Below are 26,700 nucleotides of genomic sequence, written 5' to 3'. Positions count from 1 at the left end.
GGAGCGCCCTGCGCCTGCCCACCGACGGCACCCTCGTCAGCCGGCAGCAGGACCTGGAGACCACGCTCACCGCATTCGCCGACCACGAACTGCGCCAGACCACCGTCCGGTTCAGCGAAGCTGCTGCGCACGACGCGGCCTCCGCCTACCTGATCCGCCCGAGCAAGCGTCTGCTGGGCATGGCGTTCCTCCACGCCGCACACAGTGACCGCACCCGCCCACCGCGACGACGAGAGCGGCGTCAACTCGCGCTCACGCGCCGCCCACGTATCCGTGGAGTGATCCAGACCGTCACGGCAGCGGGTCTTGAGGTCACGGGATGCAAAGCGCCCCATGCGCTCACCGGCAGCCGCAGCACCTGTTCATCCTGCGAGGTCAGGCCTCGTAGCCGGTCGCGTATCGCCACAACGGACGGCCCGAGGGCGACGAACGGACGGGCGATCGGGCGGAAGTCACCGGGACCGAGCCCCCCTGCGCGCGTCGTCAGGCCGGGGGCGGCTGCGCTGGTCGTGGTCCTCGTCATCCGCGGCGGTCACGGTCCAGTGATCGAAGTCGTAGACGACGGATTCGCCATCGACTGAGGCGGTGAACGTCGAGCCCAGCTTGTCCTGCTGCAGCCACGGGGTGTCGAACAACTTGTACGCGCCGTAGTCGATCGGTGTGCCGTCCACGAGATGGGTGGCACCGGGCGCCTCCGACGCGGAGTCGAAGGTGATGTCGAGGTCGTCCCCGCTCAGGCTGTGATACACGAGCCGCGGATTCGTATCCTCAAGGCGGCTCACGTCCATTCTGGTGGTACTGGTGAGGGCGCTCGCGAACGCGTCGAGGCCGGCGTACGTGGACGCATCCGCCGATTCCAGCACCCAGCCGTTGCTGTCGGCCTGGCTGCGCAGAATGTCATAGCTGTAGCTGAGGCCGGCGGTCGGGTGGTTCTGCGCCGTCTTCTTCACCTTGTTCGCAGGGTCGTTCGGTGTCTGGTGGTACCAGGTTCCGGGCTTCGCCGGCTTGTACGCGAAGTACATCGGCCCCGTGTCGGCGATCGTCCACCCGTCGACCTCGCGCCGTTCCCGGATCGAACCGTTGGTGGGGAACAGCGCGTTGATGTAGTTCGAGGTCTGGTCGCCCGATGACTTGTAGACGCCGACCGCCGTGGGACCGTCCTGCATCACCCGCTGGTTGGCGGGCTGGTCGTAGGCGCCGATCGAGGCGTTGCCCTGGTCGACCGACAGCCGGAACAGCGGATTGGCGGCGTCGGACTGCCAGCGGAGCACGACCGGCAGGTCCTCGACCCAGTTGTCGACCCTGCGGTACTGGACCTCGGTGCCGAGGCCCCAGGTAGGTCGCACATAGCTCGTGCGGTAGATGTCCATCGCGTGGCCGCTGGAGTTCTGGAGGTTCGCCTTGTGTGCGGTGTAGGACTTGTCGGTCTTCCGGCCGAGCTCCACCGCCGGCCCGGGCGGCGTGTACTTCGTCCCCGGCCAGGCCGCGAGACCTGCGTACTCGAGGTTGGGACGGTACGCGGAGGGCGCCGGGTTGTCGGATTCGCCGATTCCCTGCTGTGCGCGGTGGGCTCCGAAGTACGTCCAGGCGAGCACCGAGTGGTCCGCGGGCCGCCAGGTCGGATCGTTGACGGTGGACAGGTCACCCTTGGCGCGGCTCTCCGACGAGATCATGTAGCCGTCGATCCAGTCGTTCGCCCACTCGAACCACATGACGTCCATCGCCATCTTCACCTGTCGGCGCAACTGGGAGTCGTCGGCCCACTGGTAGAGGGCGTTGAGACAGAAGTACGTCATGAAGGTGTACTCGGGGCTCTGGTACTCCGCCCATCCACTGCGCACGCCCGCGTTCGCCATCTCGAGGATGTTCGCCTTGTTGGCTGCCTTCAGCTGTGCCCCGGAATTGCCGTTCAGGTCGACGAGGTCGGGGAAGTACTGGCCGACGAGGTACCCGGTGGTGTAGTTGCTCATCCGCAGGTTCTCGGTCTGCGGGAGCTTCTGGTAGGCGTACGAGGCGAAGTAACTGCGCACGTGCGCGCGCATGGCCGGGCCGAACTGCTCTCCGACCATGAGGTAGGAGTACATCTTCGCCATGGTCTTGTACTGCTCGTAGTCGTAGCTCCGGAACTGGGTGTCGAGCTTGGCGAGGTTCGCCGCCACGTTCTCGTGGTCGGCAAGTTGCGCGGTGTACTGGGCCACGTTGACGGCGCCGCTCTCCTCCTTCATGGACTTCGTCTTGTCCCACAGCCACTGTGTCCGGGTCTTCTGCGTGCCGGGGTAGGGGGCGGGCGACTCGGGCACGTACGGGCCGGTCGATTTCTTGAGTGGCGTGCTCAGCGCGCTGATGTTGCCGCTCGCGTCCCTTGCCCGCACCGTGAAGTCGTAGCTCGTGGCGGGCATCAGGCCGCTGATGAGGGCCGAGGTGGTGGTGCCGGCGGAGGAGGCGACCTGGTAGCCGTCGCGGAAGACGTCGTACCCGGTCACGCCGAGGTTGTCGGTCGACGCGGTCCAGCCGAGCGAGACGCTGCCGGCGGTGACGGCGGCGGTCAGTGAGGTCGGGGCGGAGGGGGGTACCGTGTCGGTGATGCCGCCGGCCACCTCGTAGACGCCGAGGTTGTCGACGGTGATCGCCTCGTCGGTGCCGCCGGTGTCGACGCGTACCGAAAAGCCCAGCTCCACTGTGGAGACGAGCCGCTGCCCGCCGTTGGGCACGATCGTGAAGCGGTACTGCGGGACGGCCGTGTCGTCGACCCGCGACAGACCGCCGGAGGTACCGGTGTACGCGGGGGTGGTGGTGACGCTCACCGCGGGCACCGGGAACCGCGGCACGAGGTTGTTGTCGAAGTTGCCGAACTGGATCTGTGCGTAGATGTCCTTGGCGACGGGCTTGTCGCTCGCCGCGCTCCGCGCCAGGTCGTACTGGAGGACGAACTGCCGGGCGGGGTTGCCGACCGGCTCGCTGTAGACGGCGTTGATGCGGTCCTTCAGCGCGCCGGTGGACCACCGGTGGTAGAAGTAGCTGGAGAGGTTGGTGCCTTGGGGGGCGTCGCGGAGTTCCAGGGCGTTGTCGCCGTCGACCTGCACGATCTGCTGGGTGCCTCCCGATGTCTGGCTGGACATGATCAGCGGGCTCTTGCCGCTGTCGAATCCGGTGTCCAGGTCCGCGGCAAGCAGGTTCGTCGGCCGGTCGTCGGCTGCTACGGCAGTGGTGCTTGGTGCCGCCAGAAGAAGAGCGGCACACACGGCCGCCAGTCTTCGCGTCAGGATGTTCATGGATCATCCTTTCGGGGTGGATGGGCTACTTGACGGCTCCCGTGACGAGGCCCTTGCTCCAGAACGACTGCAACGACACGAACATGGCGACGACGGGCACCACGGAGACCAGTGCGCCGGTGACGACGGTGGTGTAGCTGACGGGATAGCCCTGGAGTTCGCGCCAGCCGACGAGCCCCACCGTCACCGGCTGGAGCGAGGTGTCGGCGAGCATGAGCGAGGGCAGGAGGAAGTTCGTCCAGATCGCGACGAACTGGAACAGGAAGATCGTGACCATCGCGGGTGCCATGAGTCGCACGCAGATCGCGAAGATACGCATCTCGCCCGCTCCGTCGATCCGCCCGGACTCGATCAGGGCGTCCGGTATCGAGGACGCGGCGTAGATCCGGCTGAGGTACACGCCGAAGGGGCTGACGATGCTCGGGACGAACACGGCCCAGAAAGTGTTGATGGTCCCCGTGTAGCTGAACACGAGGTAGAGCGGGATGGCGAGCACGGGTGCGGGCAGCAGCACGGCGGCGAGCACCGTGCCGAAGACGGCCTCGCGCCCCGGGAACGGGAACTTGGCGAGCGCGTAACCGCACATGGACGCCAGGAGCGTGGAGACGATCCCGCCGCCGACCGCGTACAGCAGCGAGTTGAGCAGCCAGCGGGAGTAGATGCCGCCCTGGGCCTCGAACAGGGTCCGGATGTTGTCGAAGAGGGCGAAGTGCCGGCCGAACCAGAAACCGTTGCCCGAGAAGATCTCTCCGGTGCCCTTGGTGGCGGAGACGACCAGCCACCACACCGGGAGCAGGAAGTAGACGGCGAAGAGGGTCATGACGGCCAGCACGAAAAGGCGCGATGCCGGGTTGACCGTCGTGAGGGCGCCCGCCCGGGAGCGCCGCGGCCTCGGGTCCCGGGCCGCGGAAGCGGTTCGGGTGGGCGGTTGCAGGGTGGCGGTCATCAGTCGACGCTCCTGGCCGATGCGCGGAAGACAAGGACGGACAGCACGCAGATCAGTGCGCCGAGCACCACGGACTGGGCGGCGGCGTAATTGAAGTCGTTGGCCGACAGGGACCGCAGCGCGGCCATGATCGGGGTGTAGGTGGACGACAGGTTCGGCGCCACGGATTTCATGGTGGCCGGCTCGTTGTACAGCTGGAACGTGCCGATGATGGAGAAGACGAGGGTGAGCAGCAGGGCCGGCCGGATCTGCGGGACCTTGATGAGCAGCGCGGCCTTCCAGCCGGAGCAACCGTCGAGCGCGGCAGCCTCCATGGTCTCCTCGGGGACTGCCTGCAGGGCCGCAAAGATCAGGATGGTGTTGTAGCCGGTCCATGCCCAAGTCAGGATGTTGGCGATCGAGAAGGGCAGGGCACCGTCGGTGACGAAGCTGAAGTGGACGCCCATCGACCCGAGGTAGCCGGCGATGGGGCTCAGCGAGGGCGCGTACAGGAAGGACCACACCAGACCGGCGATCACACCGGGCAGCCCGTAGGGGATGAAGTAGGCGATCCGGAAGAACCTGCGCCCCTTCGTGGCCGACGAATCGATGAGCAGGGCGAGGAAGAGCGCGATGGCGAGCATCACGGGCACCTGGATGACGCCGACGAAGGCCACCCGGCCCAGGGACGAGAGGAAGTCCGTGTCATGGAACACCCGGACGTAGTTGTCGAAGCCCGCGAAGACGGACTCGGCTCCGGACAGGCCGAGGCCGGAGCGTTTTTCGGCGAAGAAGCTCTGGCCCACGGAGTACCCGGTGGGTACCAGGTAGACGATGAAGAAGAGCAGAAGAAACGGCAGGACGAAGGGCGCGGCTCGCCGCAGTTCTCGCAGTCGGCGCCGCCGGATCGTCGAGGAGGACACGGTCACCTCTTCCGTGGAGTGGCGGGTTTGCGGATCCAGCGGGGGCCACGTCGGCGCGCGGCCCCCGTGCGGGGGCTACTTGCTCACGGAGAATCCCTGGGACCGCAGTGCGGAGACCGTGCCCTTCTGTGCGCTGTTCAGGGCGTCCTGGAAGGTTCCCTTCTTGGTGTGCACCTTGCCGAGACCGTCACCGAGCGCCGTGGCCGTGGTGGACATGACCGGGCCCCACCGCCAGTCGGGGCTCACCTTGGCCGCCTCCTGACGGAACAGCTGGTAGACGGGCCGGCCGCCGTAGTAGCTCTGGGGGGCGTCCAGTGCCTTGTTGGCGAGCCCGGACTTGGAGGCGGGGAGGATGGCCGCCGAGGCGATCAGGTTCGACACCGAGCCGGAGTCGGTCGACATCCACAGGGCGAACTCGGCGGCCTCCTTCGGCCTCGCGCAGTCCTTCATCACGGCCGTGGCCGAGCCACCCGAGTTACCGACGGCGTCCTGTGTGCCCCATCGGGGCATGGGTGCGACGTCCCACTTGCCCGCGGAGGCTGCGGCGTTGTCCCGGATGAGGGAGGCGGACCAGACCGGACCGACCTCCGCCCAGACCTTGCCCTTGCTCCAGGCGGAGTACAGCGCGGCGTCGAAGGCGGGGTGGGAGGTGACGAGGTCCCGGTCGAAGAGTCCCTGCCAGTATTCGGCGACCTTGCCGTTGGCTGTGCTGTCGAGCGAGACGGCCCAGGCGTCGTCCTTGACGCCGAACCAGGGTGCACCGCCCTGCCAGGCGAATCCGCCGTAGAGGTAGGGGTCGGTGGGGAGGTTCATGAGGCGGGACGACGGGTCGGCGGCCTTCACCGACGCAGCGGCGGTGGCGAACTCGTCCCAGGTCCTGGGGACTTCGATGTGCGCCTTCCTGAAGAGGTCGGCGCGGTAGAACATGGCCATCGGCGCGGTGTCGACCGGGACACCGTAGGCCTTGCCGTTGACGCCGACGTTGCCCCACACCCAGTCGGCGAACTCGTCCTTCTGCGGCTTGACGTAGCTGCTGACGTCCTGCAGGACACCGGCGGCGAGGAAGCTCGAGAAGGTCTCGTAGCCGACCTGGGCCAGGCAGGGGGCCTTGCCCGCTTTGGCGGCGGTGAGCATCTTGTCGTAGCCGCCCGCGCCGCCGTCGGTTATCGCCTCGTACTTCACGTGGATGTCGGGGTGCGACTTGTTCCACAGCTCGACGGACTTCTCGTAGCCCGACGCCCACCCCCAGAAGGTGATTTCGGCCGGGCCGCCGGTGCTCGCTTCGGTACTGCCGCTGCACCCCGAAAGCATGATGCCGGTGGCGGTGATGACGGCCGCCGCGGCGAGACTCGCCCTGCGCATGACCATGACGTCCTCTCAATTTCGGCTCTGTACAGCGTTGTTCGGGTCACCGAGTGCATCGATGCTGCCCTTGCGGACGGCCAGGGGCGTGCCTGGCTGGTCTTGCGGGATGTTCTGGTCGGCGCCGGTTCTGGCACGTTCCCGGTCCTGTGCCGGACGGAGGGCTGCGAAGCCCGGCGGGAGGGACGCGGTGAACGTACTGACGCATGGCCGGGCGCGGACGGGTCGTCCGTGGGGACCGGATGACGGCTCTGACTCCGATGCCGGTGGAGCGGGCAACGGACTATGGCGTGAAGGGAGTTCGCGCCCCTTTGGGGACGTGCCGGAACCGAGGTCGTCCGCGTGTTCCGGCAGCTCGGCGGGAGCGACGCTCGGAGAGTCACGGTTCCCGGCGCTGACGGGACAGGGGCACCGGGCTTGCCATGGCCGTGGCGCTGCCTCCCCGTACGGTCACGGGGCCTGGGGTCCCGTCGTCACATCCGTTGGGCAGGAGGGATTTTGACGATGGGTCCTATGGTGACGGGTCTCGCGAGTCGGCACACACGGTGCTCCCCTTCCACGACGAGTGGGTCGATGGCTGGGATACTTGCATACAAGCATACGACGTGCAACGATCATTTCGTGAATCCCTCTCAAGAACCGCGCATCCCTGAGCGGACATCGGCCGGCCGCGATGCGGGACTGTCCCCGATCACCCGTGACGGGGCGCGGACCCGGACGTCCGACCGCGTCTACGAGGAGTTGGTCGCCGCGATCCGCGAACTCCGGCTCGCTCCGGGAGCCTCCCTGTCCGAGACCGACCTGGCGGGACAACTCCACGTCAGCCGCACGCCGGTGCGCGAGGCCCTCGCACGACTCGTCGACGCGGGCCTCGTGCGTGTCGTGCCACAGGTCGGCACGCGGGTCGGACTGATCAGCCTGCGTGACGTGGAAGAGGCTCGCTTCGTCCGCGAGAGCCTGGAGGTCGCCGCCTTCGAAGTGGCGTGCGCCGACCCGACGGTGGACGTCACCGTTCTGCGTGAACTGCTCGAACGGCAGGAGCACAGCTGCCGCACCGAGGACTACGACGCGTTCTTCCTCGCCGACGAGGCGCTGCACTGCGAGATCTTCTCGCTCAGCGGCTATCCGGGGGCGTGGCAGGCCGTACAGCGGATGAAGCTGCAACTCGACCGGCTCCGCCGGCTGGCCCAGCCCGACGCCGCCACGATGCGCGAACTGATCGACGAACACCGGCTGATCGTGGACGCGCTGGAGAACGCCGATCCGCCCGCCGGTCGTGCCCTGATCAGCCGGCACGCCCGACGCGCTCTGGAACGCGGCCCGGCGCTGCGCGCCGAGTACCCGGGCTACTTCACCGATTGACATCGATCCGGACACACGGCCGGGCCGGCACCACCGAGGGCGTGGCCCTGTCCCGCCGTTCCCCTGTCTGAAGGAAGGCGACGTCATGGACTTCGAGAACGCGGACGGGCTCGGCCGGCAGCGGGTCGGGCAGGCATGACCATACGGCTCTCCCTCGGCCACATCGACACCTATGACGCCCGAGTGGCGACCTTCGCCCATCAACTCGGCCTCACCGGCGTCCAGTTCCACACGCCGGATCTGCTGCCGGGAGCCGACGGCTTCTGGAGCCTGACCGAACTGCGGGCGCTGCGGGACCGCTGCGACGCCGACGGTCTGGCGATCGACGGCATCGAGAACGTCCCTCTCGCCCATTTCTGGAAGATCCAGCGCGGTCTGCCCGGCCGCGACGAGCAGATCGAGAACTACCGGAAGACCATCCGCAACCTCGCCGCCGTCGGGATCGACGTGCTCGGCTACAACTTCCTCGCCACCTACGTATGGCGCACGGACATGGCGGCAAAGGGCCGCGGTGGCGCCAAGGTCACCGCTTTCGACCTGGCCGACGTCCACGCGGGCAACGCGCTCGCCGGCTACCGGCTGACTCCCGACCAGGCTGTGGACGAGCCGATCACGGCCGAGCGCATGTGGGCGAACCACCAGTACTTCCTGGACGCCGTGCTGCCCGTCGCCGAGGAGGTCGGCGTGCGGCTCGCCCTCCATCCCGACGATCCGCCCACCCCACAGCCGCTCGGGGGCATCGCCCGGATCTTCACCTCTCCGGACGCCATCGGACGGGCCCACGCGCAAGCCGGCGGCAGCCCGTCATGGGGGCTGAACCTCTGCCTCGGCACCGTGTCGGAAATGGCCGGCGAGCAGAGCGTCGACGAGGTCATCGACCTGCTGGGACCGGCCATCTGCTACGTCCATTTCCGGGACGTCCGCGGCACGGTGCCACGCTTCAGCGAATGCTTCCTCGGCGAGGGCAACTTCGACCCGGCACGGGTGATCCGCCGGCTCGACGCCTCGGGATTCGACGGATTCCTGATCGACGACCACGTCCCGGCCATGATCGGTGATCTGGACACCTGGGGTGACACCTCGTCCGAGGCCTACTGCAGCCGGGGCCGGGCACACGCGATCGGATATCTGCAGGGAGTCCTGAACGGCCTGTCGCTCGACGAGCCCGCCGGCCCACGTGCTGCGCCGACGGGCGGCCGGCTGTCAGCCTGACCGCATGAGGTTCGCCCGGCCGGGCGGCGGACGCGTCGGATACGGATATACGGCAGGTCCTGCGCCGGGTGCGGGAACCCGCTCCCCAGCGGCCGTCCGACTCGTGGTCACCGCGCCGGGCCGCTCGCCCGCCGGGCCTGTCTGAGGACCCGCGCCCCGCCCGCGGGCACCGTGACCCCGCCCTCGTGCGCCGATCCGTCCAGCAGGTCGGTCCCCCAGCCGGCAACGGTGGTCTCGGTGTCGCCGTGGTTGATGAGGAAGACGTAGTCATGACCGGCCGAGCGGCGCGTCACGGCCTCGACGCCGCCTCCGGCCGGAACCGCCGTCAGCCCGGACCGCTTCACGAGCAGCCCCACCAGACGCGCACGCGCGTCGTCGTCCAGCTCCACGCCCACGTACCAGGCTTCCCCCTCGCCCCGGTCCGCGCGGGTGATCGCCGGTGTGCCCGCGAAGTCGCCGCTGTCGTACCAGCAGGCCGCCTCCGCGTCCGTGAGATCGATCTCCTCATGCCAGGTGGTGCCCCGGACCGGCCCCGTGACCCCGTCGATCTCGACGAAGTCCCCGTCCACCATGGGCGCGAACTCCTCCACTCGCACGCCCAGCAGTTCGCGGAACGCTCCGGGATAGCCACCGAGCCGCACCCGGTCGAGCGGATCGACGATGCCCGAGAAGTAGGTGACGAGCACGGTCGCCCCCGCGTGCACGGCAGCGGTCAGCGCGGCCACGTCCTGGTCGCGGACCAGGTAGAGCATGGGGACGATGATCAACCGATAGCCCGACAGGTCGGCCGACGGCACAACGATGTCGGCGGTGACGCCCGCGTCCCGCAGACTCCGGTGCCACCCCAGGGCGGACTCCATGTACGACAGACCGTTGTGCGGATGCGACTCACGGTCGGCGGCCCACCACGACTCCTCACAGAAGAGCAGCGCGCAGTCCGCGGCGACCCGGCTGCCGAGCACCTCGGCACAGCGTGCCAACTCCGTGCCGAGCGACTTCACTTCCCGGAACTTCCTGCTGTCGGCCCCGGCGTGCGGGAGCATCGCGGAATGGAACCGCTCGGCGCCCGCACCTGCGGCCCGCCACTGGAAGAAGCAGATGCCGTCGGATCCGCGGGCGAGGTGGGCGAGTACGTCCCGCCGAAGCTGCCCCGGGCGCTTCACGGGGTTGACCGGGCGCCAGCTCGTGGCACCGGTGGCCGTCTCCATCAGCAGCCACGGCTTCCCCCGGGACAGTCCGCGGGCCCGGTCGGCCGAGACGGACAGCTCGGCCGGGGCGTCGGACGTCGGTCTCGGATAGTGATCGCTGGCGATGAGATCCACATCGTCGGTCCACGAGCTGTAGTTCATGTTCTTCCCGGCGTCGAAGAGCACCAGGTTCGTGGTGACCGGCACATCCGGCGTGACCCGTCGCAGGACGGCGGTCTCGGCCCGCAGCTGCGCACGCAGCTGGTCGGAGCTGAACCTGTCGAAGTCCAGCACCTGCGTCGGGTTCGAGTCGGTGAACGTCACCCGTGGCGGCTGGATCTGTTCCCACGCCGAGTACGTCTGGCTCCACGCGCTGGTCGTCCACGCGGCGTTCAGCTGGTCGAGCGAGTCCCCGTAGCGGTCCCTCAGCCAGCTCCGGAAGGCCACGGCGCTCGCTTCGCCGTAGCACCGGGAGTTGTGGCCGCCGAGTTCGTTGGAGACGTGCCACAGCGCGAGCGCCGGGTGGTCGCCGTAGCGCTCGGCCATCTTCTCCACCAGCGCGAGCGAGTGCTCGCGGTAGATCCGTGACGACGGCGACCAGGCCTGGCGTCCGCCCTGCGCCATCGTCCGCCCCTGCCGGTCGACGGGCAGTACCTCGGGAAACCGCGTGGTGAGCCATGGCGGGGGCGACGCGGTGGCCGTGGCGAGATCGACGGCGATGTCGCCCGCGTGCAGCAGGTCGAGCAGGCGGTCCAGCCAGCCGAAGTTCCATCGGTCGGGCTCCGGCTGCAACGTCGACCAGGCGAAGACACCCACGGTGACCAGATTGACTCCGGCCTCACGCATCAGCCGGACGTCCTCGGGCCATACGCTCTCGTCCCACTGTTCGGGGTTGTAGTCGCCGCCGAACGCCACGGGTTCCCCGCCGAACCGGGCAACGACGTTGGCGGGCCATCTGATCCACTCTGCCGTCACGAGCTTCTTCTCCTCACCGCCCGACGAACGAGCGCCCACGCGAAGGACCCCGACACGGCGTCGAGCGACAACCGGACGCGGCCGAGGAGCACCGCCCGAAAGTGCGCCGGAGTGCGGAACGGCCACAGACTAGCGGGCTGAGACAACGTTGTTTAGAGTGAAATCGACGCCACCGGACCGCAGTTCGTCCGGCCCGTCCGCGCGGTGGTCGTCACCCGAAACCGGCCGTCGCAGCCCGGCGCGAGGCCCGGGAACACATCGAGGGAGTGGAACGTGGCGGAGTTCGATGGCAAGGTCGCCATCGTCACCGGTGGATTCAGCGGCATCGGAGGCGCGACGGCCCGGGTGCTGTCCGCGCGCGGGGCAACGGTCGTGGCGGCCGGCATCCCGCCAAAAGGCGCGTACGAGGAGCTGCCTCCCGGTGTCGAGCGCGTCGATGTCGACGTCACCGACGAGACCGCCACCGCTCGACTCGTCACCCATGTCGTGGCGGCATACGGCGGGCTCGACATCCTCGTCACCGCGGCCGGGATCCAACGCTACGGCGTAGCGGCGGAGACCAGCGCCGACGAGTGGAACGAGGTGCTCGCGGTCAACGTGACCGGCGCCTTCCACGCCGTCAAGCACGCGCTCCCCCACCTGCGCACCCGCGGGGCGGGCTCGATCGTGATCGTCTCCTCCGTGCAGGCCTTCGTCACCCAGACCGCCGTCGCCGCCTACACCACCAGCAAAGGGGCGCTCAACGCGCTCGCCCGGTCGATCGCCATCGACGAGGCGAAGAACGGGATCAGAGCCAACGCGGTCTGTCCCGCGTCGGTGGACACCCCGATGCTGCGCGCCTCCGCCCGCGCCTTCTCCGACGGCAGTGACCGAGGCACGCAGGAACTGGTCGAGTCCTGGGGGCGGATGCATCCGCTCGGCCGGGTGGCGCGACCGGACGAGGTCGCCGAGGCGATCGCCTTCCTGGCCGGGGACCGAGCCAGCTTCATCACCGGCATCTCGCTGCCCGTCGACGGCGGGCTGCTGGCCAACGCGGCTGTGGTACTGCCCGGCTGAGGGCGGACGTCGTACTCGACCGCAGGCGGCGACGGAGGGCTTTCGATGACGGCCAAGGTTGCGATCCCCGGGAGAGCCAGGGTGGGCGAAGGGCCGGTCTGGGACGCCGGGCTCCGGCGCCTGCACTGGGTGGACATCCCCGCCGGGCACATCCACACCAGCGACCCGGCCACCGGCCGGACCACCAGCCTTCGGCTGCCGACGCAGGTCGGCGCCGCGGTGCCGAGACGCGGCGGAGGCTTCGTGGCGGCGACGGCCGAGGGATTCGCGAGCGTCGACGCCGGCGGTTCGATGACCACCAGGCGCGCGCTCCTGCCCGACGGCGAGCGCATGAACGACGCGAAGTGCGACCGGCACGGGCGGTTCTGGGCCGGCAGCACGGCAATGGACTTCCGGCCGGGCAGCGGCGCCCTGCACCTCCTCCTGCCCGACTGGACGAGCCGTGTGGTCCTCGAAGGACTCGCTCTGCCCAACGGGCTCGGCTGGAGCCCCGATGGCCGCATCTTCTACCTCGCCGACTCGATCGCGGGCGAGATCTATGCCTTCGACACCGTTGACGAGGACCCGTGGTTGAGCCGTCGGCGCACACTGTTCCGGCTTCCCGTGCACACGGGCATGCCGGACGGGCTCACCGTCGACGCGGCCGGGTGCCTGTGGGTCGCGGTGTGGGGTGGCGCACGCCTGGCACGGATCTCCCCCGACGGAGACCTGCTCGGCGAGATCCCGATGCCCGTGCACCAGCCGTCCTCCTGCGCGTTCGGCGGACCCCGCCTCGACGCGCTGTACGTCACCTCGGCCCGTGACGGCCTGGAACTCTCGGGCGACGACCTGGCGGGGTCCGTCTTCGTCGTCGACGAGGTGGACGGCGCGGTGGGCCTGCCTTCGGCGACGTTTGCCGGATGAGTGGATCGGCCGGGCCGAGCAGGGCCGGGGCGCGGCATGAACAGCGACCATAGGCACGATCCCCCGCTCGACGGCCGGGCACGGTCGCGGACCGACCGAGTTCGGCGCGTACACCGCCGGACCGGCCGAGCAGGCCGAGGAGCAGGCCGAGCAGGTGCTTCCGGCCTGGGTACACCTGCCCCACCCGATCCAGGACAACGTTGCCTCACCTCGGAGGGCCGGGCCCCGATCGGCCGGGTCCTCCGGTCGTCAGCCGAGCGGCATCGTGCAGAAGCAGGCGCCGACACGGAAGTTGCGAGGCTCTACGGGGTCGAGGTCCGTCGGGCCGAAGGCCCCGGAGCCGAGGATCGACGCCAGGTGGTGTTCCGCGTCGTCCTCGGGGCGGTACCCGATGGCCTCCGCCTCCGCCAGGGACCACCATCGGCGGGTGTTGCGGGAGATGCCCCACAGGACGCGGAATGCGGCAGGCTCCGCATGCAGACATGCCTCGACGAGCCGGGCCGCGTCACCCGGCGACAGCCAGGCGGCCAGGTCCTCGGGGGCGAGCGGGCACGGCCGGAACGCGCCGATCCGCAGACAGGTGACGTCGACGCCGAACCGGGAGTGGTACAGGCTGCCCAGCGCCTCGATCGCGGCCTTGCTGACACCGTAGTAGGTGTCCGGGCGTGGCGGCGCGGCCGCGGGCAGGACGCCGTCGGCCGCGTCGTCCCGCGTGTGGAACCCCGCGGCATGAATGCTCGACGCGAGCACCACGCGGGGAACTCCGTGTTTCCGTACGGCTTCGAGGATCCGCCGGGTGCCGTCGATGTTGATGTCGGCGATCCGCTCCCATGACGTCTCCCCTGCCAGTCCGCCCAGGTGGAGCACCGCGTCGACGTCCCGGCAGGCCGCGTCGATCGCGTCCTGGTCGGTGAAGGACGCCCGTACCGTCTCCACGCTCTCCTCCGGTCCGGCCGGCTCGATCTCCGCGACGTCCAGGAGCCGCAGGGTACGGCCTGCGCGGGCCAGGCGTGGCCGCAGCTCGCGGCCGATGCGGCCCGCGGCGCCGGTCACCAGGATTCGCCGGCCGGTCACGGTGCCTCCCCGGCCGGGTGGGCGACGGCAGGCAGTTCCGGGGCCGGAACCTGGTGGCCGTAGGGTCGCGGGGTCGCGGACGCGGGCACGTAGGGAGGCTGGTTGTAGGTGTGCCGGCGGCGGAAGGCAAGATCCGTCGGTGGGGACCAGTGCCGCCAACTGCCCGGATCCGTCTCCACGGCCGCCGACTTCGGGCCGACGCCGTTGCCGTTCTCCGCCGCGACGGCGTACTCGTACACGGTCACGCCCGCCGGGCGGGCCCGGCCCGGATCGTCGTGTCCGGGGATGACGCCGGGCGCATGATCGACGTGCCGGAACCCGAACCCGCCGTAGATCTCGAGATGGATGACCTCGCCCTTGCGGCGCCGGTAGAGCCGGTACCTGCCCGCGCCCAGCACCTCGCCCCAGGTGACGGTGACCGTCCCGTGGCCGAGCCGGAGTCTCAGCCCGTCCGGCGGATCGGGCGCCCGGCGGGTCGGGTGGACCGGGTAGTCGGAGCCCGGCGTGGCCTGTCGGCGACTGTTCCGGGCGATGACGCGGACGTGGCGTTTCTCGTCCTCGGCAAGACCGGTCAGGTGGACGGGACTTCGTTCCGTCTCAGCGGCCGTCATCCAGGTGTGGCCGCCGTCGGAGCTGAGCTGGACGATGTAGCGGTCCGCGGCGGCTGCCGTGGAGAAGTGCACGAGCGCGCCGTCGCCGACGGTCTCTGTGCGTAGGACCTGCGAGGGCGGCGGCTGCGGCTGTCCTCCCGTCAGCTCCCAGTGGTGGCGGCCTCGGGGCAGGGCCACGGTGATCGTGTCCGGCGACACGGCGAGGGGGCGTACCCGCTCGCCGTCGATGTGGAAGCGTGCCGCCGCATGCCGCCCGCCGGGGACGTACAGGCTCACCGAACTGTCCGACGGGGCGTGGTAGACGCCCTGGGCCTCGGTGGGATCCCGGTAGCGGAGGCTGATGCCGAGATCGTCGTCCCCGGTGGTCAGGAGGAGGTCGGAGGTTCCCACGGCACTTCCGTGGAAGAGGGTCAGTTGCCGCAGGCCGTCGTCGAAGAGCCTGATGGTCCCGGCCGTGCCCGAGAAGCGCAGCCCCTGATCGGCGAACTCGACCGTCTTCGGTTCGTAGTGCGCGGACGCCTCGTTCCGGAACACGAAGTCCAGGCTGTGTGGGGTCCGGATCCGGGCGCCCCAGGGTGTCGAACGCGCGGGGGCGACCTCCAGGTCGTCGCGGTGACTCACGACGGCCAGCGTGTTGCCGTTCGCACCGTCGGCCCTTCCTTCCAGGCGCACGCCCCAGGAGACGTCGGTCACGAAGGCGCCGTCGAGGACGCCGTCCGTACGCACGCCGCGCACAACGTGGATGAACGGCATCCGCTCGGCGAGGTGCGGGAAGCTGTTGGCGTCGTGGCCGGTGGCTTCGGTCAGCACGGACCATGTCCACACCATGCGCTGGCCTGCGGCGAACGCGTCGTAGGTGACGAGGTAGTCGCTGCCGACGAGCAGGACGCTGCGGCTCAGGTACAGGCCGCCCACCGGGCCGTCCGGGTCGGAGACGATCTCCGCGTACTGCGCGCCGCCCAGATCGTGGAGGGGACGGTCCAGGGTGTTCTGGCCGATCGAGCGGTACGCGCCGTTTCTCCAGACCGCGCAGGAGGTGGCGAAGGTGGCGTCGGGGGCCCTGCGGTCCCCGGCGTCCTCGGGGCCCTGGCCGCTGTAGGAGTGCCCCGCGGCGTAGTAGTAGATGTGCCCGCTGCCGTTGTCGTCGGCGATCCCCCATCGGTAGTTGGGGCCGCGGTCCACCTGCTGGAGGAAGGCCGCGACCTCGCCGGGCCGGTCGACGTCGGCGCCCAGCGTGACGCCGTATCCGGTGTACTTCGAGCTCCTCAGCCGCGGATTGGTCCCCAGGTCGCCTGCGGACCGCATCGTGACCCGCCACGGGTCCGGCGCGCCTGGCCGGCTGTCGAGCCGGTGGGCGAACTCGTCGCTCTCCTCGGTCACGTCGACGAAGTCGCAGCCCTGGAAACAGCCGACGGTCGCCGTGTAGGAGGCTCCGCCGGTGAAGTGGTAGCGGAGTTGGTGGGTGGCGAACAGCGGACCGGCTTCCACGAGCCGTACTTCCAGGTGTTCGAGGCGTTCGGTGCCGCAGCGCAGGGCGGATCTCCCCACCCAGCCGTGTCCTCGGTCGAGTTGGAGGACGGGACCCGGTACGGCGTCGGCGGCGAACCGGCCCGAGGAGGGAAGCCGGATCCGGAGCGCTCCGCTGTCCACGACGGTGGACGTGCCGTCCTCGGTGATCCGGACCGGTCGCGGGACATGGGCCGTCGGCACCGATGGGTCGGCGCACAGGGTGAATTCGCGTGTCGCGCCGGACGGCAGGTCGGCGAAGAAGCAGACGACGGCGAACGCCAGTTGGCTGCCGCCCGAGTTCACCCGGGAGAGCTGGAAGGCCACCGGCCGCCCCGTCTCGTCGACCAGCCGGAGCTGTTCGGCACGGACGGACGGGGTGGCCCAGCGTACCGGGTGGTGCAGCAGGGTCCTGGGCCAGGCGAACTCCGGGTGGCGCAGCGGATCGGCAAGCCGGAACCGCACCCGGTCGCCGCCCGCGGGCCAGCAGGTGACGGGGTCGGTCATGATCCGTCCCCCTCCTCGGCCGGGACGGCGGGCGCTGCGGTGACGCCCTGCGTGCCGAACGCCGCGCCGCCGGCGACGCCTTCGACGAGGTGGCGCTGGAGCAGCACGAACAGGAGCAGGATGGGTGCGGCCACGATGAACGTGCCGGCGGCGATGAGCGGCCAGTTCTGCGTGTACTCGCCGAAGAACGAGTACAGCCCGCGGGTGACCGGCCACAGTGCCGCGTCGGACAACATGACCAGCGGCAGAATGAGGTTGTTCCAGGCGTGGACGAAACCGAAGATGGCGAAGGTGGCCAGGGCGGGCTTCATCTGCGGCATGATGATCGTGAAGATGAACCGGACGTAGCCGCAGCCGTCCAGCGCGGCGGCCTCGTCGATCTCGCGCGGGATGCCTTTGATGTAGCCGACGAAGAAGAAGAACCCCGCGCCGGACAGGCTGGTCAGGATCAGGTACCCGGCCATGCTGTTGTACAGGTGGAGCGAGCGCGCTTCGATGAACAGCGGGATGAGGCCGCCGGGCAGGAACCCGGAGAAGATGAAGAACGTGTACAAGAGGTTGGAGCGCTTGAAGTAACCGCGCGAGATGGGGAAGGCCAGGAAGACTCCGAGGATCAGTGTGACCGTGTCGGGGATGACCGCGTAGATCAGGCTGTTGATCATCTGCCGTCCGAAGTTGCCCTGGCTCCACGCCGTCGAGAAGCTCTCTGTGGTCCACAAATCCGGCATCCCGGTGGGGTTCTGGAGGAACCCGGTGTACGTCTTGAACGCCTGCAGCAGCATGTACACCAGCGGCAGGGCGAACAGCAGGGCGGCGATCGCGAAGCAGAGCAGGTTCACCCCGGCGGCCTTGGCCGCCTTCGTGGTCAGCAGTGGCGCCTTCGGCTGCGGCGTACCGCTCCGAGCAGGGCCCTGATCGGTCCGGTCCAGAACAGCAGGAGAGGCCTTCACAGCGAGATCTCCCGTCGGCGCAGGGTGAACAGCAGTCCGCCGCCGATCACGACGGTCAGGAGGAACTGCAACATGGCGAGCATCGAGCCGTAACCGAGTTGGCTGTCGCCCCCGAACGCTGACTGGAACATGTACAGCCCGAGGGTCTTGGTGCCGAAGTTGCCGCCGGTGAGGACCATGATCAGCGCGTACTCGCCCAGCGTCCCCATCGCCGTGAGGAACACGCTCACCGTGGTGGCCGGAGCCAGCAGGGGCCAGGTCACGTGCCGGAACACCCGCAGGCGTCCGGCGCCGTCCATGGCCGCCGCCTCGTAGACCGCCGGTGGGATGTTCCGCAGCCCGGCGATGTAGATGAGCATCGTGTAGCCGGAGAACATCCACACGTTCACCAGGATCACCAGGGGCAGGGCCAGCGAGCTCGACCCGAGGAACGCCGAGGAGTTGCCGAAGATGCCGTGCATGACCTTCTCCACCGGGCCCGAGTAGGGGTCCAGCATGAGCGCGAAGACGGCGCCGACCACCGCGACCGAGAAGATCTGCGGCATGAAGATGATGGCTCGGTAGAGGGTGTAGGAGCGTCCGGGCCGGTTCAGCAGCAGGGCGAGGCCCAGACCGGTCGCGGTCTGCAGTACGGTCACGCCGGCCACATAGGTCAGCGTGACCCGCACCGCGTCCCCGACCACGGACGACAGCGAGGTGAAGGCCGCCGAGTAGTTGCACAGACCGCAGACGTTCAGAGGCGTGCCCGGGAGCCCGGAGTACCGGGTGAACGAGTATCCGATGGTGGCGAGCGACGGGTAGAGCCCGAACAGCAGCCACCCGGCTCCCGGGATCGCGATGCTGGCCCAGGGGATGAACCGCCGCGTCCGTTGGTTTCCGAAGGGACAGCGTGCCACGCCGAGCCTCCTTTCCGAGAGTGCGTTCGTTACTTGCCGACCGACTTGCGGTAGGCCGACGCCGAGGCGGACAGGAGGGTGTCGATGCTGTCGCTGCCGATCGGCTTCATCTTGTACAGGTCGGGACCGCCCGCCTCGATGGGCGCCCCGGCCGGGATCCACGGGTTGGTGAGCTGTGGGAAGGCGTCACTCATGTGACCGTTCAGCCAGTCCATCCAGGGCAGGCCGGTGTTCTGCAGCGCCGGCTGGGTGGAGATGGAGCCGGTCTGCTCCAGCCACTTCTTGTAGTTGTCGGGCTCGGAGAACATCGCGAGCCACTGCATCGCCAGGTCCTTGTGCGGCGCGGTGGTCGGAACCACCCAGGTGAGGTCCGGCTTGAACGCCACGCGGTTGGCCGCCGGGTCGTCGGTGCCCGGCAGGGCGAAGAACCCGAGGTTGAGCTTCGGGTTGGCCTGCTGGATGGTCAGCCCGTCCCAGGAGCCGTCGAGCAGGAACGGGTAGTTGTCGGCCTTCGTGGCCCAGACGCCGGGCGCGGTCTGCTGGGACACGCCCGCGGCATTGGGCTCGATGTACTGCATGACCTCCGTGTGCCGCTGCGAGATCTCCTTGTAGACCGGGTCGGTCCAGGACCGCGTGCCCTTCCAGAATGCGGTGGCCCGGTCCTCGGACACCTTGACGGACTCCGAGGGCTGATGCCCCTTCATGATCATCTGATTCGCGATGCCCTGCCACACGCCGCCGTGCATGCCGCTCTGCGCGGACACGAAGATCGGTGTCATCCCGGCCTTCTTGAGCTTGTCGCAGGCGTCCAGGAATTCCTGGTACGTCGTGGGAACGGACAGGCCGTGCTTCGCGAGCAGGTCCTTCTTGTACCAGATGGCACCCGCACCGACGTACTCGGCGGCCATGACGCCGTAGACGCCGCCCCTGTATCCGGCCGCGGCGGCCTGGACCTCCGGGTCGTACTGCTTCATGAACGGCTGGTCCTTGAGGTCGGTCAGTTGACCGGACGTGATGAGTGCGGCCGCCCCTCCGGGCTTGAGGTTGGTGTAGTCGGGGGCGTAGCCCTGCTGGGTCGGCGGGAACTGGGCCAGGACGTCGAGGGACTTGGACTGCAGCATGCTGTTCCACAGCTGCTGCCAGGCTCCGTTGGCGTTCGGGGCCGTCTGCAGTTTGACGGTGACTCCCGGGTGCGCCTTCTCGAACTTGGCGTTGAGCTCCTTGGTGAACTCGACCGCACCGGGATTGGTCCACTCCGCGACGGTCAGCGTGACGTTCTGCTTCGCGCCGCCGCCGCTTCCGGAGGACGGGGTGGTGCAGGCGCCGAGGACCGTGGTCAGGCAGACGGTCGCGGCAAGGATCGTGATGGGTGTACGGGTTCTCATGGGCCGGGCTCCTTCGGGCGGTCGGTCAGGGGCGTTGGAGGGCACCGTCGGCGCGGCGCGGCGGCTTCCAGGCACGACCGGGGGCGGGGAACTGGGGCGGGTGTTTCAGGGCAAGGCGTTCGTCGAGGTCGATGCCGAGTCCGGGTGCGGTGCTCGGCCACAGGTGGCCGTCGCGGATCTCGGGGCAGCCGGGGAACACCTCCTGCGCGGCGGCCCCGAACAGGTGCTGCTCCTGGATCCCGAAGTTCGGGCAGGCCAGGTCCAGGGCCAGGTTGGCGGCATGGCCGACCGGCGAGACGTCACCGGGGCCGTGCCACGCGGTCCGTACGCCGAACAGTTCGCACGCGCCCGCGAGCCGCCAGGCCGGGGTGATGCCGCCGATGGCGGAGATGTGGACGCGGATGAAGTCGCACAGCCGCTCCTGGACGACCGGCCGGTACTCGGCGGGGTTGGTGAACAGTTCACCGATGGCGATGGGCGTCACGGACCGGCTGCGCAGGGTCCGGAGCCACTCGATGTCCTCCGGCGCGACCGGGTCCTCCAGATAGAACAGGTCGTACGGCTCCAGGTCCTTCGCGAGCCGTACGGCGTCGGTGGGATGGACCCGCTCGTGGACGTCGTGGATCAACTCGACCTCGGCGCCCAGCTCCTGGCGCAGATGACCGAACAGCTCCCGGACGGTGCGCCGGTACGCCGCCGGGTCCCAGGCGTTCGGGGTCAGGGGCGGGCGGGAGCCGGCCGGGGCCGCGGCGGCCGGTGCCCCGTAGGTACCCGCACCGGGGACGGCGACCTGGCAGCGCACGTACCGGTAGCCCTGGGACATCAGGTCGCGTACCTCGTCGGCGACCTCCTCGGGGTCCCGCCCCTGGGCGTGCGCGTACAGGGGCACCGCGGTACGGCACCGGCCGCCGAGAAGCTGCCAGACCGGGAGGCCGGCCTGCTTCCCCTTGATGTCCCACAGCGCCATGTCCACCCCGGACAGCGCGTTGTTGAGCACCGGACCCGAGCGCCAGTAGCCGCTGACGTGCAGGGTCGACGCGATGTCGGTGATGTCGGCGGGGTCGCGCCCGATCAGCTGCGGCGCCAGGTAGTCGTCGACCGCGGTGGCGACCGCGGCCGCCCGCTGGGTGAAGGTGGCGCAGCCGAGTCCGTACAGTCCGGGTTCGCTGGTGTCGACCCGGACGACGACGAGCGTCGTACCGGCCGGTGCGGTGAGGATGGCCCGGACCGAGGTGATCCGGACGCCGGAGGGCTGCGCCCACGGCGGCTCGATGGGTTTGTCGGGGGTGTCGCTCACGGATGTGGCTCCTGGTTCTGGGCCGGCGCTCGTCGCACGTGCGAGCGCCGGGCTGACGGGTACCGCCGGGCCTTGTTCGGTCCGGTACGTCGGTCGGGATCCCTGGCTGTGCGTGCGGGGCGGGCCGGAGTGCGACGGCGGGAGCCGCCCGGCCGTCGGACTGCCGCCGGACTCCCGCCGGGCGGGCGCCGCGGGTGGTCGAGCGCCGCTCAGCGCCCGATGCCCCACCGGGTGTCGACGCGACCGCCGGTGAACTGCGCGCCGGCGCCCCAGAACGGGGCGAAGTTGTAGCAGCCCGACGTCGGATGCGCCGCCTGTGTCGTCCAGTAGGTGGCGCCGTGACCGGTCGCTCCGGCGTCCTGCACCTGGACGGCGAACGTGGCCCGCGCGACGCTCCCGGGCGGCGTCGCTCTCACCTCGGCCGCCAGTTCCGGAAGTTGACTCCAGGCGAGGGCGATCTCGTATCTGGTCTGCTTGTGTACGTCGTCCCTGGAGACGAGGACCCGGCCCTCGGAGCCGTCGGCCTGCCGTGCGTCCATCGGGCCGAGCGGCGTCGGGAGCACCGCGTTGGTCGGATAGAAGGTCTGGTAGTTGGTGCCCGGCGCCAGTTGCCGGTGCAGTTCGCAACGGCCCCCGGTGGCCAGGGTGGCGACGTACAGGTGTGAGATCGACCGCAGGCACTTCTCGTAGTACGGGTCCCCGGCCAGCAGATCCTCGGTCTTGTCGGCCGTGGCGTCGAAGGCCAGTTGGACGCTGTCCGCCTGGAACGGAAACTTGTACGCGTCGGCAGCGAACGCCGGGTTCGACACCTGGAGGTCGTCCTCGACCAGGGCTCTGACGTACAGGAAGGCGTCGTCCCAGGCGGCCTGGAACGAGTAGGTCCTGCTGTCACCGGCCGCGGTCACGCTGGTCATCGTCACCGGGATGACGTCGTTCCACTGGCTCGCGCTCCCGCCGACGGTGATGTGCCGGAACGGGAGACAGGCGACCTGCACGATCTGCGACCCGGTCTGGTGCGAGCCCGGCCGGTGAGCCACGGTGACGTCGTGTCCGACGGTGTACTGGTTCTTCTCACTGACCTCGAACTGCGTGACGGGGAAGGAGACGGTGCGGGACTCCCCGGGCTTGATCCCGTTGACCGGGACCGTCCGCCGCGCGACCCCCCAGCCCTGCGGTGGGGTGATCCTGAGCGAGGCGTCCAGCGCCTTCGGCGTGACGTTCTCCACCCTTACGTCGATGGTGCTGGTCGAGTCCAGCGGCTTCACGAAGGACAGGGGGCTGACGTGCAGCGGTGTGGTGTAGTCGAAGTGCGCGCCCTGGGTCAGGGCCTTGTGGAGCGCCGCCGGTGACAGGTCGCTGTCGAAGTAGACGGCCTCCCACGGCTTCAGCGTCAGAGAGACACGGGACGACCTGCCGCCGGTGAGCCGGCGCCCGAGGTAGTCGTAGGCGCGGATGCCGCGGGCGTCGTTCAGGGTGAGGGTGCCGGTGTGACCGGCGCTCTGATGCTCGTCGGTGCCGTCGTAGAGCTGGTCGGCGTAGACGGCGGCCCTGCCCTTGCCGTCCGCACCTCGGAAGAGGAAGCCCCAGGTGGACTTCGCGTCCGGGTACAACTCCCCCTGCAGTTCGCAGTCTTCGAGCAGGCTCGTCATCGTGGCGTAGGCGACCACCACGGGCCGCGGGGTCCTGGTCTTCGCGTCGTAGATGTTGAAGTCGTCGCCGGAGTAGCCCTTGTCATAGGACAGGGAGAACCAGAAGATCCGGATGGGCGAGTCCTCTTCGGCACCGGCGAGCATGTGCAGCAGATAGGTCGGGGCCAGCGTCCGGGCCACCCCGTAGGCGGCCTCCTCGGCCGGCAGGTCCGCGAAGTTGTAGCGGGCGGCGGTGCCCAGTTCGGTCTGCCACTGCCCGGCGCGCCCGTTCGTCCGCGACCAGAGCTTGTCCATCTTGATCTGCGTCTTGGTCATCGCGTACTGCGTCGCGTCGGGGTAGCCGTAGGCGTGGTTGACCGAACCGTCGATGTAGCCGGTGTCCCTGGAGCCCTGGGCGTAGACGATGTCGCGGTTGTAGGAGACCGAGCCGCCGCCGATCAGGTTCACGTCCGGGTACTCCGGCTTCACGCGTTCCCAGATCATCCGGCACATGTCCCGGTAGTCCTGTGCGTCGCCGGTCTTCCAGGTCCAGCCGTGGACCCACGGCTCGTTCCACAGCTCCCAGTTGGGAACCAGGTCCTGCAACGGAGCGATCGCGTGGTAGACCATGTCGACGTGCGCGGCCATGTCCTTGGGCCGGTTCTGGTAGAGCTTGAGCGGCTCGCCGTTCGGGCCGGGCTGGACGTTCCACGACATGTTGTAGTTGATGCCGCCGAGGGTCTCGATCCCGTGCTCGTGCCAGTCGGCTATCTCGGCCCGGGCGACGTCGATCTGGGGCTGCTGCCAGAACACCCCCGCTTTCGGCGACACGGTGTCGGGCTGGACGGAGGCGATGCCCCGGGTCCACTTCACGCCCATGCGCTGCGCGATCTGCTTGGTGATCGCCGGGGTGGACTCCGGCCGGATGCCCATGCCGAACACCGACTGCGGACGACGTCCCGCGACCGTGGGCCGGATCACGCCGAGCCCGACGGTCTGCGCGAGCAACTGCGCCCCGGCCGAGTCCGTGACGGTCGCGGTGACCAGGTAGTAGTCGGGGCCGAGCGAACCGAGCGGGATCGTGACGGTGCTCGGAGTGCCCGCCGCCGCCTCGAACGGCTCCGTTCCGTTTCCGGGGGACTCGTTCCGGGCCGAGACGGACCAGGCGACGGTTCCGCTCAGCGCGGTGGGGCTGGTCACGGTGACCAGCAGGTCGGGGGTCGCCGGGGCGTCACCGTCGACCGGGTAGAGCCCGGTCGGGTCGGAGAAGGCGAGGGTGACCGTGGGCGCCGCCGCGGCGGCCTGCGGGGCGGCCCGGCCGTCGGCCTGGGCGTGCGGCGTCAGGACGCCGGTGGCCGCTGCTCCGAGGACGGTCGCCGCCCCCAGGCCCACAAGCTTGCGGCGGGACATCTCACCGGGAGCCGGCGATTCCGCGGTGGTACGAGGACGTCGATCTTGGCTGTTGGACACGAGCGGACCTCTCCAGACGTCAGCGCGGGCAATCCGCGGGCGACACCGGCCTGAGCACACACAGACCGGAGGGGGGAGCGGGGATCGAGTGCAGGCCGGGGCCCAGGATCCGGACGGACGAGCCCGCGGGCCGGCCACAGGCGTCCGCCGCGTCCAGCCGGACCTCCACGGCACGACCCTCGACGTCCAGGGCCACGTGCGCGGCTGCGGTGGAGTTGACGAGGGCGGTCTCGGTGAAGGCTTCGAGGCGCAGCGGAGCGACACGGTGTTCGGCGTAGTAGGTGATCACGGCTCGCTTCCCGGCGCTCGCGATCACCGTCTCGTAGAGCTGGTCGGGCCGTCCCGCGCGGATCTCGCCGCGGGTGAGGACGTCGCGGTGGTCGCGCCAGAATCCGAGCCAGAAGGCCGTCATCGCGCGGTGATCGGCGGACTGCCCGGCCAGTGGCACGGAGATCTGCGGGGTCGCGTACAGGGCCGAGTGGAGCTGCCTGGCCGCCGCCTCCGCCGTCGCCCCTGGATCCCACATGAGCATGTCCGAGTGGACGGATCCGGCCGTGGTGGCGGCGATGTCCAGCGTCCGCACCCGGTTGGCGGTCGCGTCGGCCGGACAGTCCTCGGCACGCAGGAGGTTACCGAAGCCGAGCATGCCCGGACCGGTATAGGGCTGCCGGAGTTCGACGAGCAGTTCGTCGCCGCGCACTTCACGCAACCCTTCGCGCAGCTCGGTCAGCAGCAGCCGCATCGCCACGCCGACATCGGTCCCGGACCGGCCGCCCTCCTCCTGGGCGTAGACCATCGCGAAGTCCAGAAAGTCGATCTTCAGTCCGTCCAGGCCGTAACGGCGTACGAGGTCCACGCAGGCCTCGGTGACGAACCGCCGGACCTCCTCGTGGCGCGGGTCGAGGACACGGCACGAAAGACGCGGTACGGCATGCGGGGCGAACTCCCTCAACTCTTCGTGCGCCAGGGTTTGTTCGCCGAGCAGCAGTGGGGCGATCCAGGCCAGGCAGCGCAGTCCGAGGCCCTGAACGGTCTTGACGTGCGCGGCGAAGTCGGGGAATTTCGCCGGGTCCGGCGTCCAGTCGCCGCTGCCGGAGTAGCCGGGGCCCTGGGCTCGTTGCTGCCAGCCGTCGTCCAGGAGCAGGACCCCGCAACCGACCTCGGCCGCGCGCGCCGCCTCGGCCTCCACGCGCGCCGCGTCCACGTCCCGGTGCAGCGAGTACCAGGTCGAATAGGCCGGGGTGCGGGCCGCGTCGGGCGTGGGCAGTTCGTCGCCGTCACAGAGCCGGCGTGTCAGAGCCCGCATCGTGTCGGCGAAGGACCGTCCCGGGGCCTGGACGCGTACGTGACAGCCTTCTCCCTGACGCAGATCCATGGCCAGCCAGACCCCGAAGCGGGCCGTGGCCTCCGCGACGCCGAACCGGATCCTGGTCGTCGCCGTGACCCGGCCGGACGCGAACGCCAGCAGCGCCGAGCCGGCCGCGTCGTACAGGCAGCCCAGGGGCGCGGAGGCGACGAGGCCGACGCTGCGCCAGCCGCCCGCCCAGTCCGCGACCAGGTGCCGGTCCCAGCCCGCCGCCGGGTGCCAGTAGCCGACGGCGTCGCCGATCGGAACGGCCAGACGCAGCAACGTCGGCCCGGCCGGACCGGCCTGAAGGTGGATCACCGCGCCGTCCTTATCGTGCTCCACCTCGGGACGCGGCCCTTCGGTCAGCAGAGCGACCTCGACGCCGTGCACGTGGAGCGCGTCACGGTCGGCCCACAACTGCGCTGGATCCATGATGTCGGCCATCTCCGATTCCCTCCGAGGTCCGGCCCTCAAGACACAACCAGCTGAGACAACGTTGCCTCGCGATCCGGCACGCTCGCTCGGGATGCCTCCATCCGTCTGAAGGTGCCGGCTTTACATCAGCAGTTTCCCCGTCGATATACGGGATGATCAGCCCTGGTCAGGTAGCCGATGACAATGAAATGGTGGCCGTCATCCAGTGCGACGCGAGCTGTACCGGCACAAGGCCGTAGTCGTCGCCCTCCCTGGGTCGGTTCTGAACCATAGCCAGGCGAGACAACGTTGCCTAGGGGTTCAACACGACTGTCGACGGCCGGTTGTCCAAGGGGTCGTGCCGACGGCGTGCAGGTGCTTCCCGGGCGCCTCACCTTGCCCAACAGGGCCTGGAGACACGGACGTCACGCCTGAAA

The 26,700-nt window shown here is 69.5% G+C and carries 17 protein-coding genes; 4 read left to right on the top strand and 13 right to left on the bottom strand.

Annotated features, from left to right (window positions below; genetic code table 11):
• Window positions 1-452: 452 nt before the first annotated feature.
• The 4 genes from ACIPEK_RS27345 to ACIPEK_RS27330 form a co-directional block, all read right to left on the bottom strand.
• Window positions 453-3,272: a fibronectin type III domain-containing protein gene (locus ACIPEK_RS27345; protein WP_402001082.1), complete on the bottom strand. Its 2,820-nt coding sequence runs from the start codon at window positions 3,270-3,272 to the stop codon at window positions 453-455.
• A 25-nt stretch (window positions 3,273-3,297) separates the two neighbouring features.
• Window positions 3,298-4,218: a carbohydrate ABC transporter permease gene (locus ACIPEK_RS27340; RefSeq protein WP_402001079.1), complete on the bottom strand. Its 921-nt coding sequence runs from the start codon at window positions 4,216-4,218 to the stop codon at window positions 3,298-3,300.
• A complete protein-coding gene (locus tag ACIPEK_RS27335; protein WP_402001076.1) occupies window positions 4,218-5,120 on the bottom strand; it encodes a carbohydrate ABC transporter permease in 903 nt (300 codons plus the stop codon). Before ACIPEK_RS27335 ends, ACIPEK_RS27340 begins: the two co-directional genes overlap by 1 nt.
• A gap of 75 nt (window positions 5,121-5,195) precedes the next feature.
• Window positions 5,196-6,482, bottom strand: coding sequence for an ABC transporter substrate-binding protein (locus ACIPEK_RS27330; RefSeq protein ID WP_402001073.1), 1,287 nt, complete (start codon window positions 6,480-6,482; stop codon window positions 5,196-5,198).
• A gap of 621 nt (window positions 6,483-7,103) precedes the next feature.
• Between ACIPEK_RS27330 and ACIPEK_RS27325 the strand changes: the two genes are divergently transcribed.
• Together ACIPEK_RS27325 and ACIPEK_RS27320 are read left to right on the top strand one after the other, a co-directional pair.
• Complete coding sequence (locus ACIPEK_RS27325; protein ID WP_402001070.1) at window positions 7,104-7,844, top strand: GntR family transcriptional regulator; 741 nt, start codon at window positions 7,104-7,106, stop codon at window positions 7,842-7,844.
• Window positions 7,845-7,979: 135 nt separating this feature from the next.
• Window positions 7,980-9,056: a mannonate dehydratase gene (locus ACIPEK_RS27320; RefSeq protein WP_402001067.1), complete on the top strand. Its 1,077-nt coding sequence runs from the start codon at window positions 7,980-7,982 to the stop codon at window positions 9,054-9,056.
• A gap of 107 nt (window positions 9,057-9,163) precedes the next feature.
• Here ACIPEK_RS27320 and ACIPEK_RS27315 read toward each other — a convergent pair whose 3' ends face one another.
• Window positions 9,164-11,257 (bottom strand): beta-galactosidase, encoded by a 2,094-nt coding sequence (locus ACIPEK_RS27315; RefSeq protein WP_402001064.1) that lies wholly within the window; start codon window positions 11,255-11,257, stop codon window positions 9,164-9,166.
• 234 nt (window positions 11,258-11,491) lie between these two features.
• On the opposite strand from ACIPEK_RS27315, the gene ACIPEK_RS27310 reads away from it, so the two are divergent.
• Window positions 11,492-12,274 carry an SDR family NAD(P)-dependent oxidoreductase gene (locus tag ACIPEK_RS27310; protein WP_402001061.1) on the top strand — a complete coding sequence of 261 codons (783 nt, stop codon included), beginning with the start codon at window positions 11,492-11,494 and terminating at the stop codon, window positions 12,272-12,274.
• Between the two features lie 45 nt (window positions 12,275-12,319).
• Entirely contained in the window at window positions 12,320-13,177 is an 858-nt protein-coding gene (locus ACIPEK_RS27305) for an SMP-30/gluconolactonase/LRE family protein (protein WP_402001058.1), read from the top strand.
• A 249-nt stretch (window positions 13,178-13,426) separates the two neighbouring features.
• On the opposite strand, the gene ACIPEK_RS27300 is transcribed toward ACIPEK_RS27305, so the two are convergent.
• The 8 genes from ACIPEK_RS27300 to ACIPEK_RS27265 all read right to left on the bottom strand — a co-directional run bounded on the left by ACIPEK_RS27300 (window position 13,427) and on the right by ACIPEK_RS27265 (window position 26,293).
• Entirely contained in the window at window positions 13,427-14,251 is an 825-nt protein-coding gene (locus ACIPEK_RS27300; RefSeq protein WP_402001055.1) for an NAD-dependent epimerase/dehydratase family protein, read from the bottom strand.
• Window positions 14,248-16,875 carry a hypothetical protein gene (locus tag ACIPEK_RS27295; RefSeq protein WP_402001052.1) on the bottom strand — a complete coding sequence of 876 codons (2,628 nt, stop codon included), beginning with the start codon at window positions 16,873-16,875 and terminating at the stop codon, window positions 14,248-14,250. Before ACIPEK_RS27295 ends, ACIPEK_RS27300 begins: the two co-directional genes overlap by 4 nt.
• A complete protein-coding gene (locus tag ACIPEK_RS27290) occupies window positions 16,872-17,825 on the bottom strand; it encodes a carbohydrate ABC transporter permease (RefSeq protein ID WP_402001049.1) in 954 nt (317 codons plus the stop codon). The genes ACIPEK_RS27295 and ACIPEK_RS27290 overlap by 4 nt, the downstream gene beginning before the upstream one ends.
• Window positions 17,822-18,721 (bottom strand): carbohydrate ABC transporter permease, encoded by a 900-nt coding sequence (locus tag ACIPEK_RS27285; protein ID WP_402001046.1) that lies wholly within the window; start codon window positions 18,719-18,721, stop codon window positions 17,822-17,824. The genes ACIPEK_RS27290 and ACIPEK_RS27285 overlap by 4 nt, the downstream gene beginning before the upstream one ends.
• A gap of 29 nt (window positions 18,722-18,750) precedes the next feature.
• Complete coding sequence (locus tag ACIPEK_RS27280) at window positions 18,751-20,106, bottom strand: ABC transporter substrate-binding protein (RefSeq protein WP_402001043.1); 1,356 nt, start codon at window positions 20,104-20,106, stop codon at window positions 18,751-18,753.
• A 25-nt stretch (window positions 20,107-20,131) separates the two neighbouring features.
• Entirely contained in the window at window positions 20,132-21,403 is a 1,272-nt protein-coding gene (locus ACIPEK_RS27275; protein ID WP_383071906.1) for an enolase C-terminal domain-like protein, read from the bottom strand.
• A gap of 209 nt (window positions 21,404-21,612) precedes the next feature.
• Entirely contained in the window at window positions 21,613-24,441 is a 2,829-nt protein-coding gene (locus tag ACIPEK_RS27270; RefSeq protein WP_402001040.1) for a hypothetical protein, read from the bottom strand.
• A gap of 79 nt (window positions 24,442-24,520) precedes the next feature.
• Window positions 24,521-26,293: a glycoside hydrolase family 36 protein gene (locus tag ACIPEK_RS27265; protein ID WP_402001038.1), complete on the bottom strand. Its 1,773-nt coding sequence runs from the start codon at window positions 26,291-26,293 to the stop codon at window positions 24,521-24,523.
• Window positions 26,294-26,700: the final 407 nt, after the last annotated feature.

Source organism: Streptomyces sp. NPDC088246 (assembly GCF_044741025.1).
Lineage (GTDB): Bacteria > Actinomycetota > Actinomycetes > Streptomycetales > Streptomycetaceae > Streptomyces.
This window is presented reverse-complemented; position numbering and strand designations above follow the sequence as displayed.